Source organism: Agrobacterium sp. A3-95 (assembly GCF_053521785.1).
In genome coordinates this window covers 461,624-478,817 of the sequence record NZ_JBNWDR010000001.1, presented here as the reverse complement: position 1 = coordinate 478,817, position 17,194 = coordinate 461,624, and the positions used below count along the sequence as shown (strand labels likewise).

Genomic DNA, 17,194 nt, shown 5'->3' with positions numbered 1-17,194 from the left:
TCCCATTCCCAAAATTGCGACCGTTGCAGCGCAGACGCTTGCTCCGTGGCATCAGGTCGCCGAGAGAGTTTGCGATGTCGCTAAAAAATTTCCCCATCAACATTAAGCTCATTGTCACCTTCTGCGTCTTGATGGGCGTTTGCCTGCTCGCCTCGGCGGTGGTCTTCTGGCAGACGCTGGGGAGCGAGCACGTCACGGTCCAGAACAACAAGGCCAACAAAATCCTGCATGCGGTTGACGGTGCGACGGCCGCAATGCTGGAACAGGCCGTCAACCAGCGCGGCTTTCTGCTGTTTCGCAGCGACAGCACCTACAACGATGTTTTCGCCCAGCGCGATCTGATGCTGAAGAAGCTTGGTGAAGCCCGTGCGCTTGCCGCCGGCCAGCCGGACATTCTGAAATCCATCGATGACATGCAGGCATCCGCCACCGTGTTCTTCAAGGAACTGGCGGAACCGCAGCTTGCCGCCCGCAAGACGACCGAAGCACCGATTTCCGAAATCATCGAGATCGGTCGCAATCAGGCCAAGGGTCAGCTCGACGGTTTCCGCGCCTCCGCCGCCAAGATCAAGGACCAGCTGAACGGCTTGTCGGCAAGCTACGCCGCACAGCAGGACGCTGCCGCACTCAACCTCAAGCTCGCACTTCTGGGTGGCGGCGCGGTTGCCGGTCTTCTGGCCGTGGCCCTCATCTGGGCCCTGTCGCGCTCCATCGTCACGCCGATCGTCGGTATGACGGCGGCTATGAGCAGGCTTGCCGACGGCGATATGACCACGGAAGTTCCGGCTCTCGACCGCAAGGATGAAGTCGGCAAAATGGCGAAGGCCGTTCTCGTCTTCAAGGAAGCCGGGCTGGAAAAATCCCGCCTTGCCGGCGAAACCGAGCGCATGCGCTCCGCAACCGAGACCGAGCGCCGCCGCAACGAGGAAGAGAAGGCCCAGGACGAAGCCGCCAACGCCCTTGCGCGTGAAGAGCTTGGCAAGGGTCTTGCGGCTCTGGCGGAAGGCGATCTCGCCTACCGTATCGAAACGCCGTTCGCCTCCTACATCGACCCCATCCGTATCGACTTCAACAGCGCTGTCGAAAAGCTGCAGCAGGCCATGCGCGCAGTTGGCGAGAATGCCGCTGCAATCAATGCCGGGGCTTCGGAAATGCTCTCTGCTGCCGACGACCTGTCGCGCCGCACCGAACAGCAGGCTGCTTCCATCGAGGAAACCGCCGCAGCACTGGAAGAAGTCACTACCACGGTGCGCGACAGCGCAAGGGGTGCTGAGGACGCTGGCAATCTGGTTCAGCGCGCCCGCAGCGGAGCGGAAAAATCCGGCGTCGTGGTCCGCAAGGCGGTTGCCGCCATGCGCGAGATCGAAAAATCATCAGGCGAAATCGGCAATATCATCGGCGTCATCGACGATATCGCTTTCCAGACCAACCTTCTTGCGCTGAACGCAGGCGTCGAAGCCGCCCGTGCGGGTGATGCGGGCAAGGGCTTTGCCGTCGTCGCGCAGGAAGTGCGTGAACTCGCCCAGCGTTCCGCCAATGCCGCAAAGGAAATCAAGACGCTGATCGGCGCTTCCAGCCAGCAGGTGGAAAACGGCGTCAACCTCGTCGACGAGACCGGCAAGGCGCTCGAACTCATCGTGGCAGAAGTCGAGGAGATCAACGCCCATGTCAGCGCCATCGTCGTCGCTGCCCGCGAACAGGCGACTGGTCTGCAGGAAATCAACACGGCCGTGAACACCATGGATCAGGGCACGCAGCAGAATGCCGCAATGGTTGAGCAGCAGACCGCTGCCAGCCATTCGCTCGCCCGTGAAGCGGAAGCGCTCAATAGCCTGCTCGGCCAGTTCAAGGTGGGCGGCGTTCGCGGTGCCGTTGCCGGCGCCGGCGGATATTCTGCTCCTCGCCAGTCCTCGGTGAAGCCTGTCTACCAGCCCGCACCCGCCGCACCAGTCAGAAAAGCCGCAGTGAAGCCTGCCTCCACAACCGCAAGGCCGGTCGCTTCACCCGCCCGCGCCCTTGGCCAAAGCCTCGCCCGCGCCTTTGGCGGCAAAGCAGAAGCGCCGGCTGCCAAGGATCAGGACTGGACGGAGTTCTGATCCTGACGGTCACGATCATCAAGCGTGAATCAGGGGGCTGTGAAGCCCCCTTTTTGTTGCTAGATTTACGGCGCGAGCACTCAACCACGCGTTCAGTCGCAGTTTCCCAACAAAGGTGATTTCGAGATGGCACCTAGCATCAAGTTGAAAGTTCTGGATGGTGCATATGGGGTGGCCCGACTTGAGGCATCTGAAGCCATTCCGGCCTGGGCCGATGGCGGTGGCTTCGTCAGTATCACCCGGACCGATGATGAGCTTTCCATCGTCTGCCGGGAAGATCGTATACCTGGGCATGTGCGATCTGATACGGGTTGGTCCTGTCTAAAGCTAAAGGGGCCATTTGCCTTCGATGAAACGGGCATCGTCTTGTCCGTTATCGAGCCGCTCTCGACCAATGAGATCGGTATATTCGTGGTTTCGACTTTCGATGGCGACCACCTGCTTGTGAAATCGAACGATCTGGAAAAAGCTTTCGTTCTACTGAAAAATGCAGGGCACACCCTCATCTAGAGACCCATTTGCCACGACGACTTCTCCAAGGAGGAGCGTTTTGACGAGTGAAATGGAAGAATTCAATCGAGCCGAATGGCTGTTTCCTCTTTCGCCGTTCGTATGACGACCATGGTGAAGAAGCGTGCGACATTGTTCTGGTCGCGGAACAGCCTGTCACATAGCGCGTCGAACTCCTCCATGTCGCGCAAGCGCAGCATCAGGACGACATCGGTGGCTCCGGTAACGGAATAGGCGTGTGAAACCGCGTCCTCGGCGCTCGCCAGGTCGAGAAAACGGCGCATATGCTGCTCGCCGTGCAATTTCAGTTCCACCGTCACCAGCGCCTTGACTGCCCGTCCGGCTCTGGCGGGATTGAGGATCGCGACAATGCGGTCGATCACGCCCGATTTGCGCAGCCGCTGCAGACGGCGCAGGCAGCTGGAGGGCGATAGCCCCACCTCCTCGGCCATGTCCACATTGGTACCCGATGCATCGCGCTGCATGAGGTTTAAAAGTTTGCGATCGATACGGTCCATTCCCGCAGCATAATCTCCCATGGTCAACTTGCAATAAAATTGCACAAAGCTGCAATCTTTGACCACAAATGCGAACCGGCTCGAGCTAGTGGATGGAGACAATCTTTAAGGAGTCTCAGATGCCATTGCTGATGCCGGCCTGGCGTAAAACGCGGGAAACGCTTGAAATCTATTGGGTGCTTGTCCGGATCACCGTTCCGATTGCGATCCTCACCGAACTGTTGTCGAGAATGGGCGCGATTGAGGCCGTGGCCCCGGTCTTTGCGCCGGTCATGAACCTGATCGGGCTTCCGCCGGAGCTGGGGCTGGCCTGGTTGACGGGAATGCTGGTGGGAATATGGGGCGCGGTGCCGCTGGTCTTCACGCTGGTTCCGGTATCCTCGCTCAGCGTGGCGGATGTCACGGTTTTCTCGGCCCTCATCCTGTTCGCGCATGGGCTGCCCATCGAGCAGAAGATAATTGAAAAGGCTGGTCCCGGCGTGATTACAACGACGCTGCTGCGTATCGGGGGCGGATTGCTCTATGCCTTTCTCCTGCACCATTTTCTGGAGGTGACAGGGTGGCTGTCGGCCCCGGTGAACCCGGTCTGGACTGCCATGGGCGCCACACCCGACTGGGCGGACTATTTTTGGGGCCTTGGCGAAACCATGCTTTCGATGCTCGTCATCCTTCTGGTCCTGTCCTTTGGCCTTGAAATCCTCAGGCTGACCGGCGTCCTGGCCTTGATGATGAAAGCGCTTTCGCCCGTGCTGCGTCTTGCCGGCATTCGCGGCGAGGCCGAACATCTCACCGCCATCGGATTGTTCCTCGGTATCTCCTATGGCGCCGGTCTTCTGATCCGCGAGGCGCAGTCGGGAGCGATATCGCCGCGTCAGGTCTTTCTGTCATGCGTGTTCATGGGGTTTGCGCATAGCGTCATTGAGGACACCATTGTCGTGATGTCGCTGGGTGCAGATGTCTACGGTGTTCTGGTCGGGCGGCTCGTTTTCGCCATTGTAGCAACCGCCGCTATTGCAGCCTTGCTGCATCGCCTGTCCGACGAAGTGTTCTTCGCGCGGATGTTCAGGCCGCAGGGTACATAGACGAAGACACGCCAGGTTTCGCCGCGGGGCCGGCGTGATCGGCCCGCATGGGGTGCCATACGGAGATATCGCGCGGGGCATCTAGAAGCTCGGGCAAGGCATCGTGCCAAGCCTGCCGATAGGGACGATGAACCTGAACGTCTAGGACATCCTGATGGTCGCTCCAGGTCTCATGCAGCAGGAAGTGGTTTTCGTTTTCGCCGTCCCGATGCAGGGTTGCGTTCACAAAGGTGTTCTCGTGTCGCATGGCGTCGAGCAGATCATTCAGCAATCCTAGAAAACGTTCGCGCTGATCGGCACGGACCTTGAAGCCGATGAGATAGGTGGTGTGCATGGATAGTTACTCCTTTGTACCGTTCATCAGGGCGGCGCGGGTCTCGGCGTCGGCCGGGTAGAAACATTCCAGCACCAGCTCGGACAACGTCACATCAGTGGCGGTTCCGAAAACCGTGGTGGTCGAAATGAAGCGCAGCACGCCCCCGGACAACGGATCGCGTAGTTCGAGCGGTATCGCCAACGGATCGGGCCCGGCGGAATGCCGTGGAGCTGCGGGCGCGGGATAGGCGGAAAGTTCCGCATGCAGCCGGGAAAGCGTCTCGTCTCCGGTCTCTTCGACTTGGCGGCGTAGGCGATCCAGCAGGTGATGCCGCCATTCGGCAAGATTGACGATGCGTGAACTCAAGCCATCAGGATGCAGGCTCAGCCGCAATACATTGAGGGGCGGGTGAAGCAGGTCTTCGGATATGCCGGCGAGAAGCGATTTGATCGCATCATTGGCAAGAACCAGATTCCAATGGCGGTCGACGGCAAGTGCCGGGAAGGGCATGTGGCCCTGCACCACGGTTTCGACGGCCTTACGAACGGCCGTCATATCAGGCGCATCCAGTGATCGTTCGGAATGGATCGGCGCATAGCCTGCCGCCAGCATCAGCCGGTTGGCGGCGCGGGCTGGCATGGAAAGCTGCTCTGCCAGCCTCGCCAGCATTTCACGGCTGGGCGAAGATCGCCCGCTTTCCACAAAACTCAGATGGCGCGCCGATATCTCGGCATCGGACGCCAGATCGAGCTGGCTCAATCTGCGGCGCGCCCGCCATTCCTTAAGCACCTGGCCGACATGTTCTTGATGATGTGTCATGCCCCGCAGCCTAGCAGAAGATATCGGCAATGCGATTACCTCGCAGGTAATTGTTCTGCGTCACAGCCCCCGGCATGCTCAGGCCGTCAACCAAAAGGAGCGCAATCATGACGCAACATCTCAAAATCGCCGAAACCTACCTCGCTGTCTGGAACGAGGAGAACGATGAACGCCGCCAGCGCCTCGTCAGCCAAGGCTGGACTGAAATGGCGTGCTATACAGATCCTTTGATGCAGGGTGAGGGGCAGCAGGGGATTGCCGCGATGATCGAGGCGGCGCGGCAGAAATTTCCGGGATATCGCTTTGTGCTCACAGGCACCCCGGATGGCCACGGCAACTTCACCCGTTTTTCATGGCGTCTCATTTCGCCTGACGGAGAAGATGTTGCCGGCGGAACCGATGTCGTCAGCCTGAATGCCGAGGGGCAGATTGAAAATGTCGTCGGTTTTCTCGATGGCGCCGCATCCTGAGGCAGAGGCGGGTCGTCCCGCCTTCTGTCCCGTTAATGCTGTCAGCCGGCGAAACCGACGCCGGCCTGACGCTGGCCGAGCGCATTGAACACGGTTGAAACGATGCCGGCGCGGTCGAGGCCGGCATTGGCATACATGGTCTCGGGCTTGGCCTGCTCCACCCAATGGTCGGGCAGCGTCAGGGTCCGAACCTTCGGGCCATGGTCGAGCAAGCCTGCGCTTGCCATGAAATGCAGCACATGTGCACCGAAACCGCCGACAGAGCCTTCCTCGATCGTCACCAGAACCTCGTGATGAGCGGCAAGCTGGCGGATGAGGTCGAGGTCGAGCGGCTTGGCGAAGCGCGCATCGGCAACCGTGGTGGAAAGTCCGGCCGCATCGAGGTCCTCGGCCGCCGCCAGGCATTCGGCAAGGCGTGTACCGAAGGAAAGGAGTGCGACCTTGGTGCCTTCCTTGATGATGCGGCCCTTGCCGATCTGCAAAATCTCACCGCGCGCGGGCATCTCGACGCCCACGCCTTCGCCGCGCGGATAACGGAAGGAAATCGGGCCTTCATCATAAGCTGCGGCTGTGCGAACCATATGTTTCAGCTCGGCCTCGTCGGACGCCGCCATAACCACCATGCCGGGCAAGGTGGCAAGGAATGTGGTGTCGAAAGAGCCGGCGTGGGTCGGTCCGTCTGCGCCGACGAAACCGGCGCGGTCGATGGGGAAGCGCACGGGCAAGCTCTGGATCGCCACATCATGCACCAGCTGGTCGTAACCGCGTTGCAGGAAGGTGGAATAAAGCGCGCAGAACGGCTTGTAACCGTCAGCCGCAAGCCCCGCCGCGAAGGTGACGGCGTGCTGCTCGGCAATGCCGACATCGAAGGTGCGGGCCGGGAAAAGCTCGGCCATCTTGTCCAGCCCGGTACCATTAGGCATGGCGGCGGTGACGCCGATGATCTTGTCGTCGAGGGTCGCTTCCTGGATAAGCGCTTCGGCAAACACGCTGGTATAGCTTGGCGCATTCGGCTTGGCTTTCGCCTGTGCGCCGGTAATGACATCGAACTTGTTGACGCCGTGATATTTGTCCGCTGCCGCTTCTGCTGGCGCATAACCCTTGCCCTTCTGCGTCACCACATGGATGAGAACAGGGCCTTTCTGGTTGTCGCGCACATTGCGCAGCACCGGCAGCAGGTGATCGAAGGAATGACCGTCGATCGGGCCGATGTGATAGAAGCCAAGCTCCTCGAACAGCGTGCCGCCGGTTACGTAACCGCGCGCATGGGTCACGGCGCGGGTAATGGCGCGGTCGATGGTCTTGCCGAGATAGGCGGTGAGTTTCTTGCCGAAATCGCGAAAGCCCATATAGGTGCGGCCGGAGGCCAGCCGCGCGAGATAAGCGCTCATCGCGCCCGTCGGCGGCGCAATCGACATGTCGTTGTCGTTGAGGATGACTATCAGCCGCGCGTCGAGCGCACCGGCATTGTTGAGCGCCTCAAACGCCATGCCCGCAGACATGGAGCCATCACCGATGACGGCGATAACCTTGCGGTCGCTCTGATCCAGCCCCGCAGCCACCGCCATGCCGAGACCGGCGGAAATGGAGGTGGAGGAATGGCCGGCGCCGAAATCGTCATATTCGCTCTCGGCCCGACGCGTGAAACCGGAAAGCCCGCCTTCCTGGCGCAGCGTGCGGATGCGCTCGCGACGGCCGGTCAGGATCTTGTGCGGATAACATTGGTGGCCGACATCGAAGATCAACCGATCTTCCGGCGTGTTGAACACCTTATGGATGGCAATCGTCAGCTCCACCACGCCCAGACCGGCACCCAGATGCCCGCCGGTGCTCGACACCGCGTCGATCATCTCGTCGCGCAACTCCCTTGCCAGTTCCGGCAGGTCGCGATCGTCGATCTCCTTGAGATCGGATGGAAAATTCACCCGGTCAAGCAATGGGGTCTGTGGCATTCCGGTCAATCGTTCGGCCTTTTCTCGTGTCAGCGGCGGGCACCAGTGCGTCTTTCATATGGAAAGCCAGTAGTTGAGCCCTGCATGTCGTTCACTTCTATAGAATTTCAACCCTCCGGCAAAGGGACAAACTCTTCTTCGTCGCCGGGAACGATATCGAAGCGTCCGGTTCTCCACTCCTGTTTGGCCTGCTCTATGCGTTCTTTTGATGACGAAACGAAGTTCCACCAGATGTAACGGCGCTGGTTGAGTGCCGCACCGCCGAAGATCATGATGTGACAGCCGCCGCTGCCGCTCTGCAATGTGATGTCGTCGCCGGGCCGGAAGACGAGCAACTGGTCGGCGGCAAAAACGTCACCCGCGACATCCAGAGAGCCGGAAAGAATGTAGATCGCCCGTTCCTCATGGTCGGCGGAGAACGGGAATTTCACACCCGGTTCCAGCGTCAGGTCAACGTAAAGCGTGTCGGTAAAAGCCGAAACGGGGGAAGTGAGGCCTTCGAAATCACCGATAACGACCCGGCCGGATGCGCCCTTGATATCGATCAGAGGCATGTCTTCCCGGGCGGTATGGGAAAAAGCCGGAGCGATTTCCTCCATATGATCGGGGAGGGCAAGCCAGGTCTGCAGGCCGGACATGGAAAGCGGATGGCCGCGCAGGTTTTCCGGCGTGCGCTCCGAATGCACGATTCCGCGCCCCGCCGTCATCAGGTTGATGTCGCCGGGCCGGATGACCAGTTCGGTGCCAAGGCTGTCGCGATGCTTGATTTCGCCGTCAAACAGATAGGTAACGGTGGAAAGCCCGATATGCGGATGCGGCTTGACATCCAGCGCCTCGCCCGCCTTCAGGATGGCCGGACCCATGCGGTCGAAAAAGATGAAGGGGCCGACCAGCCGCCGCTGCCGCGTCGGCAGCGCCCGCCGCACGGCGAAGCCGCCAATATCGCTGGTGCGCGGAATGATGAGGTTTTCGATGGCGTCGCAGGCGAAAGCATCACCCGCGACAGGATCGTTGCCGGGAAAGAAGGACATCCGAAGCTCCTCGTATCGTTACACGCAAGCTTACCACGAACGATACGACGTGGGAGCGCCGTAATGTTGAACGCTGTGTCGCCCCCGTTCAACAGGACGTGTTTATTCCCCGTCCAGCGGCTCCACGCCCTGCGGTTTTCCGGCGCGGTCGAGACGGATCTTCTCGATACGCTTTTCGGCGGCGTTCAACAGCGTCTCGCAATGTTTTTTCAGGGCTTCGCCGCGCTCGTAGATGGCGATCGACTCGTCCAGCGCCACGTCTCCGCGCTCCAGGCGTGCGACAATGCTTTCCAGCTCGGCGACGGCCTTTTCGAAGGAATAACCGCTGACATCGGCTGTGTTGGCATTTTCCGTCATTTTCAACCCTTCATCATTCTCAAAATATGCATGGCCGCCGATTCCGCCAGCCCTTCCAGATCATAACCGCCTTCAAGCAGGCTGACGACCCGGTTCGAGGCGTATTTGTCCGCCATTTCCAGCAGCCGCCCCGTCGCCCAGTCGAAATCCTCGCCCACCAGATTGATCTGCGCAAGCGGATCGCGGTGATGCGCGTCGAAACCGGCGGAGATGATGATGAGATCGGGCGAAAAATCGGCAATCGCCGGCAGGACGCGGGATTTGAACGCCTCGCGAAAATACTCGCTGCCGGTATTGGGGGAAAGTGGCGCGTTGACGACATTGTTCTTCACGCCGGTTTCGTTTTTATCGCCGCTCCACGGGTAAAGCGGCATCTGGTGGGTGGAACAGAACAGCACTGACGTGTCGTTCCAGAAGATATCCTGCGTACCGTTGCCGTGATGCACGTCCCAGTCGATGATGGCGACGCGCTCTGCGCCGTGCACCTTCTGGGCGTGACGTGCGGCGATTGCTGCATTGTTGAAGAGACAGAACCCCATGGCCTTTGCGGTTTCCGCATGGTGGCCGGGCGGGCGGGACGCAACGAAGACGTTGTCGGCGGCACCCGTAAACACGTCATCTACCGCCACCATCGCAGCGCCTATGCCGGTCAGCGCCGCCTGCAGGCTTTTCGGCGAGACATAGGTGTCGGCCTCGACGCGGTTGATCTCGCCATCTTCCTCGGGAATCTGGCGCATGACGGACAGCATATGCTCCTCCGGATGCGCCAGAAGCACGGCATCTTCGTTGGCCTGCGGTGCTTGCTTGCGGACCAGTCGCTCGAAATTCGGATGTTCGAGCGCAATGTTCAGAGATCGCAGCCGATCCGGCCGCTCGGGATGGCCTTCCGGCGTGATGTGTTCAAGGAAGATCGGATGTTCGTAAAGACGGGTCGCCATTCTCTAATCCTCCCGAAATAAGCTGATCAAGCGCGCTGCGGCAAAAGCGGATAGCCGACCATCACAGCGCGGCCGGCAAGTGCGGCAAGCACGGCCTTCAACGCATCGCCGGGAATGAAGGCGAGCGAACCCATGAACGCCTTTTCAAACCCGAGCCCGACCACCAGCGCGAGATAGGAGATGCCGAAGGCATAAAGCACGACCACGCCGCCGACGAGGCTTGCGATGAAGAAACCGATACCCTGCGTCAGAGCCGACTGGCCGCGATTGACGAGTTTTTCCGAGAGCATGCCGGTGACGAAAGCGGCAGCAATCCAGCCGATCAGGAAGCCCGTGGTCGGCGTGGTGAAGATGGAAAGGCCGCCGCGTCCGCCTGAGAGGACTGGCAGGCCGATTGCGGCGATGAGGATAGTTAGAAGAACCGCGAGCGTGCCGCGTTTCGCCCCCAGCACGACACCGGCCAGCATGACGCCAAGCGACTGCGCGGTGATGGGCACCGGAATGAAACCAAGCGTGATCGGCGGCAAAAGTCCGAGTGCGATGATGATGGCGGAAAACAGCGAGATCAGCACAAGGTCGCGGGTCGTCATGGCTCGGGAACTCCGGATGGTTGTTTTGCCGTCAGCTTTGGCCTCTGAAACCGCGCGCGTCAATGGCGTCGGCAATGGCATCCGCATCCTTCAACGTCATAATGACGAGCGGCACGATGATCGTGGCCAGCCGAACGGGGAGGCCGCGCGCCCGGTGCGCATCGCGCACGGCATGGTAACGATTGACGATCTCAGGCACGAACCGCACGACGAGCCCGACCGCGAGCCCGATATCGGCCGCCTTGACCAGCCCCAGCCTTTCCAGCGGGGCGGCGGCAAGCGCGATTTCGTCCATGAATTGCGAAATGCTGACGGTGATGGTGACGGCGGTGGCGAGGAGCGCCAGTGCAGTCAGCCGCAAAAGATTGACACTCGCATCGTTTACCGGAAGCAGCAGATAGCTGAAGGCGGCAACGAGGAGAATGGTCAGCATCACCGGGCGTAGCCGCAGGCCGATCTCGCGGAATTGCAGCCGCGTCTCGCGCACAATGGCGGCGGCCACGACGACGGCGCATCCCAGCAAAAGCAGATCGCGGGTGAGAAATAGCGCAATGCTGAAAACCATCAGCGTCACGAGCTTGAGGCGTGGAGAGACGCGGTAGAGCCAGCCCGTGCCTTCGACATGAAGGGACTTCATCGCGACGCAACCTCCAGATAACGTGCCACCGCCTCTTCGGGGTTGGCGTCTGCAACAAGCTCGCCTTCGTGAAAAACCAGTACGCGATCGAAGCCGGAAAGCAGCGGCAGATCGTGGGTGATGACGACAAGCGCCTGCGACAACGCAGCCATTGTCTTTTCAACGATCGCGCGGTTTTTGAGGTCGAGTTGATTGGTCGGTTCATCGAGAATGAGGATTTGCGGTTCAGTGACGAGCAGGGCGGCCAGCGCCGCCAGCTGCAATTCGCCGCCGGAAAGCTCGTGCGCGCGCCGTTCTTCCAGATGAGCGATACCGAGCCGGGCAAGCACGGCCTTGACCCGCGTTTCTGTCTCCGTCTTGCCGATACCGAGTCGCTTGAGGCCGAAGGCGACATCGTCGCGTATGATCGGCAGGATGATCTGGTTCTGCGGATTCTGGAAGATGAAACCGACTGCCTGTAATACCGCTCTCGCATCTTTGACGGTGTCGAGACCGTTCACCGACACCTTGCCGCGCGTCGGCTTTGTCAGACCATTGATCAGCCGCGCAAAGGTGGTCTTGCCCGAGCCGTTGAGGCCGATCACGCCGATACGCCGTTCAGTCAATGTCAGGGACACGGGCTGTAAAGCCTGCCTGCCCTCGAAGGCGACGCCTGCGGTGTCGAAACGGATTTCCAAAATTGATGCATCCCTCTATCGCTTTCCGGTTCTATATCGTGTCATCAACAGAAGTGAAACAAAGAACAAAAAAAGAACATTGCAATCCTGAAAAAGCCGTCATACCTTCTGCTTCATGACGATCAAGGTTTCAAACGAAGCGGCAAGGCGGATTTTTCTGGCGCGGCAGGGGCTTTGCTCTCCGCCCGGAAAGGCGCTTTCCAAGGATGGCCTGCTGCAGCTCATTACCGATATCGGTTTCGTGCAGGTGGACAGTATCGGCACGGTGGAGCGCGCCCATCACCAGATAATATTCTCCCGAAACCAGACCTACAGGCGCGAACATCTGACAGCACTGCTGGAAAAGGACCGCGCGCTGTTCGAGCACTGGACGCATGATGCCTCCATCGTGCCGACCGAATTTTACCCCTATTGGAAGCACCGCTTCCGCCGCCGCGAGCCGATCATTCAGGAGCGCTGGCGCAAATGGCATGGTGAGGGGTTTGATGCGGCTTTCGCCGAGACGCTGGAGCGCATCGCCGCCACGGGTCCGGTTCTGGCGCGTGAGTTGAAGGAGGAGGGGCATCAGTCCGGCGGCTGGTGGAACTGGCATCCTTCCAAGACCGCACTCGAATATCTGTGGCACACCGGCAAGCTTGCCATATCCGGCCGCGTGAATTTTCAGAAGGTCTATGATCTGGCGGAGCGGGTCATTCCCGGCGAGCACCACGAAAGCGAAGTGGAGCATACGCAATTTGTCGACTGGGCCTGCCGGCAGGCGCTCACCCGGCTGGGTTTTGCCACCCATGGCGAAATCGCCGCCTTTTTTGATCTCGTTACCCCGCAGGAGGCGAGGGACTGGGTCAAGAGCCACCGTGACGAACTGTGCGAGGTCTCGCTTCTCGCGAGCGATGGCGGTGCTGCCCGTCCGTCCTATGCTTTTGCGGATTTCAGCGCCGATGTCGCCAACCTGCCGGAGCCGTCGTCCCGCGTCCGTGTGCTGAGCCCCTTCGATCCGCTGTTGCGCGACCGCAACCGCACGGAGCGGCTGTTTGGCTTCTATTACCGTATCGAGGTCTTCGTACCCGAGCCGAAACGGCAATATGGCTATTACGTCTTCCCGCTTCTGGAAGGCGACCGGCTGATCGGCCGTATCGACATGAAGGCAGACCGCAAGCGCAGCACGCTGGATGTGCGCCGCCTGTGGCTGGAACCGGGCGTGCGCGCCTCAGCAGGAAGGCTCGAGAAACTAGACGCGGAATTGTCGCGGCTTGCGAAGTTTACGGGGGTGGAGAGTGTGAATTATCTGGAGGGGTGGCGGGATGTGTAATTGCGCCTTGAGCCGGCGACTGCCTCTTCCGTCATGCTCGGGCCTGTCCCGAGCATCTGCAACGGAAAATGTATAGGATGCGTCTGCAGATCCTCGGCACAAGACCGAGGATGACGCCGGACGGGCGGAGAGGACGCCAAATCGAAGCGCCCTCGCGACGTCCCTAAATCACCCGATATCCGTTGCCGAAATCTTGATCCCGAAGCCTTCCAGCCCGACATAGTGGCGCTCGCGGGTCGTCATCAGCTTGATCGAGCTGATGCCGAGGTCTTTGAGAATCTGCGCGCCGAGGCCGATCTCCAGCCACTCATTTTCGCGGGAACGGGCCTGTGCGTGCGCTTCGTCGGGATCACGCGCCTTGCGCCGTCCGTCCACCTGGCCGACGCCGACAGAACCTTCGCGCAGATAGACGATGACGCCGCGGCCTTCTTCGGCGATCTTCTGCATATAGTGCTGCACCGGCTGGCGGTCGCCGAACACGTCGTCAGCAACGTTTTCAGGGTGCAGGCGGACGGGAATATCGACGCCATCGCGGATATCGCCGAAAATCACCGCCATATGCTGCATCCGGTCCCATGGCAGGGAGTAGGTATGCGCCTTGGCCGGTCCGAACGGGGTTTGGATGGTGAAGGAGGATTCCATCTCCACCAGCGTTTCCTTGCGCTGGCGATAGGCGATCAGATCGGCGACCGAAACATGCTTCATGCCGTGTTTTTCGGCGAAATCCAGAACCTGCGGACCGCGCATCACGGTGCCATCGTCATTGACCAGCTCGCTGATGACGCCGATGGGCGGCAGGCCGGCGAGCCGGCAGAGATCGACGGCCGCTTCGGTATGGCCGGAACGCATCAGCACGCCGCCTTCGCGGGAAATCAGCGGGAAGATATGGCCTGGCCGGGTGAAATCCGACGCGCCGACATTCGGGTTGGCGAGGTTGCGCACTGTCAAGGTGCGGTCATCCGCGGAAATACCGGTCGTCGTGCCATGCTTGAAATCGACGCTGACGGTGAAGGCGGTCGTGTGGGCGCTGTCGTTTTCCGCCACCATGGCGTTGAGGTTCAGCCTCTTTGCCTCGTCACGCGGCATGGGCGCGCAAACGATGCCGGATGTGTGGCGCACGATCAGCGCCATTTTTTCCGGCGTGCAATGAACCGCCGAAATAATCAGATCGCCTTCGTTTTCACGGTCGTCGTCGTCGGTCACGACAACGATCTCGCCTGCTTCGAAAGCGCGGATAGCGTCGACGACACGTTTCTGATCATAGGCCATTTCGGATTTACCTCACTTCAACCGGCCGGTCTGGCCACGATCTCTCAAATAATGGTCGGCAACGGTGCAGGCCACCATCGCCTCGCCGATCGGCACGGCGCGGATGCCGACGCAGGGGTCGTGGCGGCCCTTGGTGCGCACATCCACATTGCGGCCGTCGGTGTCGATGGACTGGCGCTCCGTCAGGATGGAGGAGGTGGGCTTGATGGCGAAGCGGGCGATGACGGGCTCGCCAGTCGCGATGCCCCCCAGAATGCCGCCGGCATGGTTCGACAGGAAAATCGGTTTGCCGTCATTGCCCATGCGCATCTCGTCGGCATTCTCCTCGCCGGAAAGCTCAGCCGAGGCAAATCCCTCGCCAATCTCCACGCCCTTGACGGCGTTGATCGACATCAGGCTGGAGGCAATATCCTGATCGAGCTTGGCGTAGATCGGCGCGCCGATGCCGGCCGGAACACCTTCCGCCACGACTTCGACGACCGCGCCGATCGACGATCCCGCCTTGCGGATGCCGTCAAGATATTCTTCCCACACCGGCACCATCGCCGGATCGGGGCAGAAGAATGGGTTCTGATCGACCTGGTCCCAATCCCAATTGTCACGGTTGATCTTGTGTTTGCCGATCTGCACCAGCGCACCGCGCACGTTGAGGCTCGGTACCACCTTGCGGGCGATTGCGCCTGCGGCAACACGCGCCGCCGTCTCGCGGGCGGAAGAGCGTCCGCCGCCGCGATAATCGCGAATGCCGTATTTCAGGTCATAGGTGAAGTCGGCATGGCCGGGGCGGAAGCTGCGGGCAATCTCGCCGTAATCCTTGGAACGCTGGTCGGTATTTTCGATCAGCATGGAGATCGGCGTGCCGGTGGTTATCATCGTCTCGCCGTCCTCATCCAGCATCACGCCGGACAGGACTTTGACGATGTCATCTTCACGGCGCTGGGTAACGAAGCGGCTTTGGCCGGGCTTGCGCTTGTCCATCCAGTGCTGCACTTCGGCAAGCGTGAAGCGAATACCGGGCGGGCAGCCGTCCACCACACAGCCCAAAGCGGGCCCATGGCTTTCGCCCCAGGTGGTAACGCGAAAAAGATGACCGAAGCTGTTATGCGACATATTTCTCTAGACCGGAAAACGAGGGCGCGCCTGCGGACAGGGGCCGTTTAAAACAAGCGGATTTGTCATAGTAGAAAATCGGACCAAGGCAAAAGCCTTTCTTTCATCGCAAGTCCGATAAGACGGTGACGCAGCGTTCACGACGCCGAGCAGCCCGGAAAACGACAGGCGTGACGATGGCTGACGACTGGCCGGATGAATGATTCGGCGGAAACGGCGCAGGGTTTTCCAGATGACAAAAGTGTAAAGGTGCTGGTGTTTTCCACGCTGTTTCGCGGTTTTCCAATATTGCCGGGAAATGCGGTGTAAAAATCACTAACGACTTGAACGCGATCCAAAATCCGTTCATCAATTGGGCCGAAAATGTCATGGTTGCGGGCAATTTCCGCCACATTCGAAAGGCAATTCTTCATGCATGTAAGGTTTTCACGCAAATTCACGAAAGCTAGATCGATGCGTATGATGATTGCCGCCCTTCTGGCCACCGCCAACTTGCTTATGCCTATCAACAGCTACGCCCAGAGCGTCGATGTCGAGGGAACGATCAGCAAGATCGACGTGAATGCGCTGACCATTACCTTGAATGACGGCAAGAATTACCGTGTGCCGGAAGAGTTCAATTTCGAAGGCCTGAAGGCAGGCGTGAAGGTCGTTGTTTTCTACACGGAAGTGGACGGAAAACGCGTGGTCGATGATCTCGAGGTCGTGCAGTAAACTGCGGTTTCGGCTCTGTCTGTCGTCGAGGCGGACCTCTTTAGTCCCGGTCGGGAAGCTCCAGAACTTCCATTATGCCGGACTTGATCCGACATCCAGCCGACGAGCGTCTGCGTGGCGGGATTTTTTTCAGCCCAAAGATTTGGGTTGGCCGGGTTCCGGCTCGAGGTCGGAATGACGGAGCAGGATCGGTACCCTCACGAAATCCACTCAGCACTGTTCCTGTCGATCTCGACCTTCAAAATCCGGTCCTGCGGGATCTGCGTCGTAGAGGCTTCATCCTTGTCCATGCCGGAAACCAGGCGGAAGATCGAGCGGATCACGCCGCCGTGGCAGACACATACCGTCGGCACCTCGACTGAGGAAAGCCATGCGCCAATACGCCAGGACAGGATTTCATAGCTTTCGGCATGCTGACCTGGGGGAATGAAGTCCCACTTGTTGGCCTTGCGCGCTTTCACCCGGTCGGGAAATTCTTTTTTCAGTTCCGGCAGGGTCTGGCCTTCCCAGTCGCCGAAGGAAACTTCGACGAGGCGGTCATCGGTACGGTATGCGTGGGGATCGAGCCCCATCGCCCCGCGCATCAGCTCCATGGTCTCGCGCGTGCGCCCGAGCGGGCTTGCCACGTAATCGAAATCACGCGCGGAGTCGCCGAGAATTTGCGCCAGAACCTTGCCGTTGCCGACCGCTTGCGCGCGGCCGAAATCATTGAGCGGAATATCTTTCTGGCCCTGAAGCCGGCGTATCGCATTCCAGTCCGTTTGTCCGTGCCGGATCACATAGACGAGCAAGGCGATAC

Annotated in this window: 20 protein-coding genes; 6 read left to right on the top strand and 14 right to left on the bottom strand. The window is 60.0% G+C overall.

Annotated features, from left to right (window positions below):
- Positions 1–74 precede the first annotated feature (74 nt).
- Positions 75–2,096 (top strand): methyl-accepting chemotaxis protein, encoded by a 2,022-nt coding sequence (locus tag ACQZ5Y_RS02470; RefSeq protein WP_174049215.1) that lies wholly within the window; start codon positions 75–77, stop codon positions 2,094–2,096.
- Between the two features lie 126 nt (positions 2,097–2,222).
- Complete coding sequence (locus tag ACQZ5Y_RS02465; protein WP_174049216.1) at positions 2,223–2,606, top strand: ACT domain-containing protein; 384 nt, start codon at positions 2,223–2,225, stop codon at positions 2,604–2,606.
- A gap of 62 nt (positions 2,607–2,668) precedes the next feature.
- Here ACQZ5Y_RS02465 and ACQZ5Y_RS02460 read toward each other — a convergent pair whose 3' ends face one another.
- Positions 2,669–3,124, bottom strand: a complete 456-nt coding sequence (locus tag ACQZ5Y_RS02460) for an Lrp/AsnC family transcriptional regulator (protein ID WP_174049217.1) — start codon at positions 3,122–3,124, stop codon at positions 2,669–2,671.
- Between the two features lie 119 nt (positions 3,125–3,243).
- On the opposite strand from ACQZ5Y_RS02460, the gene ACQZ5Y_RS02455 reads away from it, so the two are divergent.
- Complete coding sequence (locus ACQZ5Y_RS02455; protein WP_174049218.1) at positions 3,244–4,206, top strand: nucleoside recognition domain-containing protein; 963 nt, start codon at positions 3,244–3,246, stop codon at positions 4,204–4,206.
- On the opposite strand, the gene ACQZ5Y_RS02450 is transcribed toward ACQZ5Y_RS02455, so the two are convergent.
- Both ACQZ5Y_RS02450 and ACQZ5Y_RS02445 read right to left on the bottom strand, forming a co-directional pair.
- Entirely contained in the window at positions 4,187–4,540 is a 354-nt protein-coding gene (locus ACQZ5Y_RS02450; RefSeq protein WP_174049219.1) for a putative quinol monooxygenase, read from the bottom strand. The genes ACQZ5Y_RS02455 and ACQZ5Y_RS02450 overlap by 20 nt on opposite strands.
- 6 nt (positions 4,541–4,546) lie before the next feature.
- Positions 4,547–5,341, bottom strand: a complete 795-nt coding sequence (locus tag ACQZ5Y_RS02445; protein WP_112496973.1) for a helix-turn-helix domain-containing protein — start codon at positions 5,339–5,341, stop codon at positions 4,547–4,549.
- A gap of 107 nt (positions 5,342–5,448) precedes the next feature.
- Between ACQZ5Y_RS02445 and ACQZ5Y_RS02440 the strand changes: the two genes are divergently transcribed.
- Positions 5,449–5,811, top strand: coding sequence for a nuclear transport factor 2 family protein (locus ACQZ5Y_RS02440; RefSeq protein ID WP_019564201.1), 363 nt, complete (start codon positions 5,449–5,451; stop codon positions 5,809–5,811).
- A 41-nt stretch (positions 5,812–5,852) separates the two neighbouring features.
- Here ACQZ5Y_RS02440 and dxs read toward each other — a convergent pair whose 3' ends face one another.
- From dxs to ACQZ5Y_RS02405, 7 genes are all read right to left on the bottom strand, one after another.
- The gene (dxs, locus tag ACQZ5Y_RS02435) at positions 5,853–7,772 is read right to left on the bottom strand and encodes a 1-deoxy-D-xylulose-5-phosphate synthase (protein ID WP_003511745.1); all 1,920 of its coding nucleotides are present in this window, start codon (positions 7,770–7,772) and stop codon (positions 5,853–5,855) included.
- A gap of 98 nt (positions 7,773–7,870) precedes the next feature.
- Positions 7,871–8,794 carry a pirin family protein gene (locus ACQZ5Y_RS02430; protein ID WP_003511747.1) on the bottom strand — a complete coding sequence of 308 codons (924 nt, stop codon included), beginning with the start codon at positions 8,792–8,794 and terminating at the stop codon, positions 7,871–7,873.
- A gap of 102 nt (positions 8,795–8,896) precedes the next feature.
- The gene (locus tag ACQZ5Y_RS02425) at positions 8,897–9,151 is read right to left on the bottom strand and encodes an exodeoxyribonuclease VII small subunit (RefSeq protein ID WP_003503059.1); all 255 of its coding nucleotides are present in this window, start codon (positions 9,149–9,151) and stop codon (positions 8,897–8,899) included.
- Positions 9,152–9,153: 2 nt separating this feature from the next.
- Positions 9,154–10,089: a histone deacetylase family protein gene (locus tag ACQZ5Y_RS02420; protein ID WP_174049220.1), complete on the bottom strand. Its 936-nt coding sequence runs from the start codon at positions 10,087–10,089 to the stop codon at positions 9,154–9,156.
- Positions 10,090–10,115: 26 nt separating this feature from the next.
- Positions 10,116–10,679, bottom strand: coding sequence for a biotin transporter BioY (locus ACQZ5Y_RS02415; protein ID WP_141193579.1), 564 nt, complete (start codon positions 10,677–10,679; stop codon positions 10,116–10,118).
- 31 nt (positions 10,680–10,710) lie between these two features.
- Positions 10,711–11,316 (bottom strand): CbiQ family ECF transporter T component, encoded by a 606-nt coding sequence (locus tag ACQZ5Y_RS02410; protein WP_065688063.1) that lies wholly within the window; start codon positions 11,314–11,316, stop codon positions 10,711–10,713.
- On the bottom strand, positions 11,313–11,993 hold the full coding sequence (locus ACQZ5Y_RS02405; RefSeq protein WP_013635602.1) for an energy-coupling factor ABC transporter ATP-binding protein: 681 nt from the start codon (positions 11,991–11,993) through the stop codon (positions 11,313–11,315). Before ACQZ5Y_RS02405 ends, ACQZ5Y_RS02410 begins: the two co-directional genes overlap by 4 nt.
- Before the next feature lie 115 nt (positions 11,994–12,108).
- Between ACQZ5Y_RS02405 and ACQZ5Y_RS02400 the strand changes: the two genes are divergently transcribed.
- On the top strand, positions 12,109–13,302 hold the full coding sequence (locus ACQZ5Y_RS02400) for a winged helix-turn-helix domain-containing protein (RefSeq protein WP_035197937.1): 1,194 nt from the start codon (positions 12,109–12,111) through the stop codon (positions 13,300–13,302).
- 168 nt (positions 13,303–13,470) lie between these two features.
- Here ACQZ5Y_RS02400 and ribB read toward each other — a convergent pair whose 3' ends face one another.
- The 3 genes from ribB to ACQZ5Y_RS02385 all read right to left on the bottom strand — a co-directional run bounded on the left by ribB (position 13,471) and on the right by ACQZ5Y_RS02385 (position 16,094).
- A complete protein-coding gene (gene ribB / locus ACQZ5Y_RS02395) occupies positions 13,471–14,571 on the bottom strand; it encodes a 3,4-dihydroxy-2-butanone-4-phosphate synthase (RefSeq protein ID WP_003511757.1) in 1,101 nt (366 codons plus the stop codon).
- A gap of 12 nt (positions 14,572–14,583) precedes the next feature.
- Entirely contained in the window at positions 14,584–15,681 is a 1,098-nt protein-coding gene (gene aroC / locus ACQZ5Y_RS02390; RefSeq protein ID WP_003511758.1) for a chorismate synthase, read from the bottom strand.
- 137 nt (positions 15,682–15,818) lie between these two features.
- The gene (locus ACQZ5Y_RS02385) at positions 15,819–16,094 is read right to left on the bottom strand and encodes a hypothetical protein (RefSeq protein ID WP_174049221.1); all 276 of its coding nucleotides are present in this window, start codon (positions 16,092–16,094) and stop codon (positions 15,819–15,821) included.
- Between the two features lie 40 nt (positions 16,095–16,134).
- On the opposite strand from ACQZ5Y_RS02385, the gene ACQZ5Y_RS02380 reads away from it, so the two are divergent.
- Positions 16,135–16,395 carry a DUF1344 domain-containing protein gene (locus tag ACQZ5Y_RS02380; protein WP_003511760.1) on the top strand — a complete coding sequence of 87 codons (261 nt, stop codon included), beginning with the start codon at positions 16,135–16,137 and terminating at the stop codon, positions 16,393–16,395.
- 197 nt (positions 16,396–16,592) lie between these two features.
- On the opposite strand, the gene ACQZ5Y_RS02375 is transcribed toward ACQZ5Y_RS02380, so the two are convergent.
- Positions 16,593–17,186, bottom strand: a complete 594-nt coding sequence (locus tag ACQZ5Y_RS02375; RefSeq protein ID WP_003511761.1) for a histidine phosphatase family protein — start codon at positions 17,184–17,186, stop codon at positions 16,593–16,595.
- Positions 17,187–17,194 lie beyond the last annotated feature (8 nt).

What these genes read in the sequence shown, in the direction of transcription:
- ACQZ5Y_RS02470 (WP_174049215.1), top strand. Translation starts at nt 75, where the DNA reads ATGTCGCTAAAAAATTTCCCCATCAACATTAAGCTCATTGTCACCTTC.
- ACQZ5Y_RS02465 (WP_174049216.1), top strand. Translation starts at nt 2,223, where the DNA reads ATGGCACCTAGCATCAAGTTGAAAGTTCTGGATGGTGCATATGGGGTG.
- ACQZ5Y_RS02460 (WP_174049217.1), bottom strand. Translation starts at nt 3,124, where the DNA reads ATGGACCGTATCGATCGCAAACTTTTAAACCTCATGCAGCGCGATGCA.
- ACQZ5Y_RS02455 (WP_174049218.1), top strand. Translation starts at nt 3,244, where the DNA reads ATGCCATTGCTGATGCCGGCCTGGCGTAAAACGCGGGAAACGCTTGAA.
- ACQZ5Y_RS02450 (WP_174049219.1), bottom strand. Translation starts at nt 4,540, where the DNA reads ATGCACACCACCTATCTCATCGGCTTCAAGGTCCGTGCCGATCAGCGC.
- ACQZ5Y_RS02445 (WP_112496973.1), bottom strand. Translation starts at nt 5,341, where the DNA reads ATGACACATCATCAAGAACATGTCGGCCAGGTGCTTAAGGAATGGCGG.
- ACQZ5Y_RS02440 (WP_019564201.1), top strand. Translation starts at nt 5,449, where the DNA reads ATGACGCAACATCTCAAAATCGCCGAAACCTACCTCGCTGTCTGGAAC.
- ACQZ5Y_RS02430 (WP_003511747.1), bottom strand. Translation starts at nt 8,794, where the DNA reads ATGTCCTTCTTTCCCGGCAACGATCCTGTCGCGGGTGATGCTTTCGCC.
- ACQZ5Y_RS02425 (WP_003503059.1), bottom strand. Translation starts at nt 9,151, where the DNA reads ATGACGGAAAATGCCAACACAGCCGATGTCAGCGGTTATTCCTTCGAA.
- ACQZ5Y_RS02420 (WP_174049220.1), bottom strand. Translation starts at nt 10,089, where the DNA reads ATGGCGACCCGTCTTTACGAACATCCGATCTTCCTTGAACACATCACG.
- ACQZ5Y_RS02415 (WP_141193579.1), bottom strand. Translation starts at nt 10,679, where the DNA reads ATGACGACCCGCGACCTTGTGCTGATCTCGCTGTTTTCCGCCATCATC.
- ACQZ5Y_RS02410 (WP_065688063.1), bottom strand. Translation starts at nt 11,316, where the DNA reads ATGAAGTCCCTTCATGTCGAAGGCACGGGCTGGCTCTACCGCGTCTCT.
- ACQZ5Y_RS02400 (WP_035197937.1), top strand. Translation starts at nt 12,109, where the DNA reads ATGACGATCAAGGTTTCAAACGAAGCGGCAAGGCGGATTTTTCTGGCG.
- ribB (WP_003511757.1), bottom strand. Translation starts at nt 14,571, where the DNA reads ATGGCCTATGATCAGAAACGTGTCGTCGACGCTATCCGCGCTTTCGAA.
- aroC (WP_003511758.1), bottom strand. Translation starts at nt 15,681, where the DNA reads ATGTCGCATAACAGCTTCGGTCATCTTTTTCGCGTTACCACCTGGGGC.
- ACQZ5Y_RS02385 (WP_174049221.1), bottom strand. Translation starts at nt 16,094, where the DNA reads ATGAAGAATTGCCTTTCGAATGTGGCGGAAATTGCCCGCAACCATGAC.
- ACQZ5Y_RS02380 (WP_003511760.1), top strand. Translation starts at nt 16,135, where the DNA reads ATGCGTATGATGATTGCCGCCCTTCTGGCCACCGCCAACTTGCTTATG.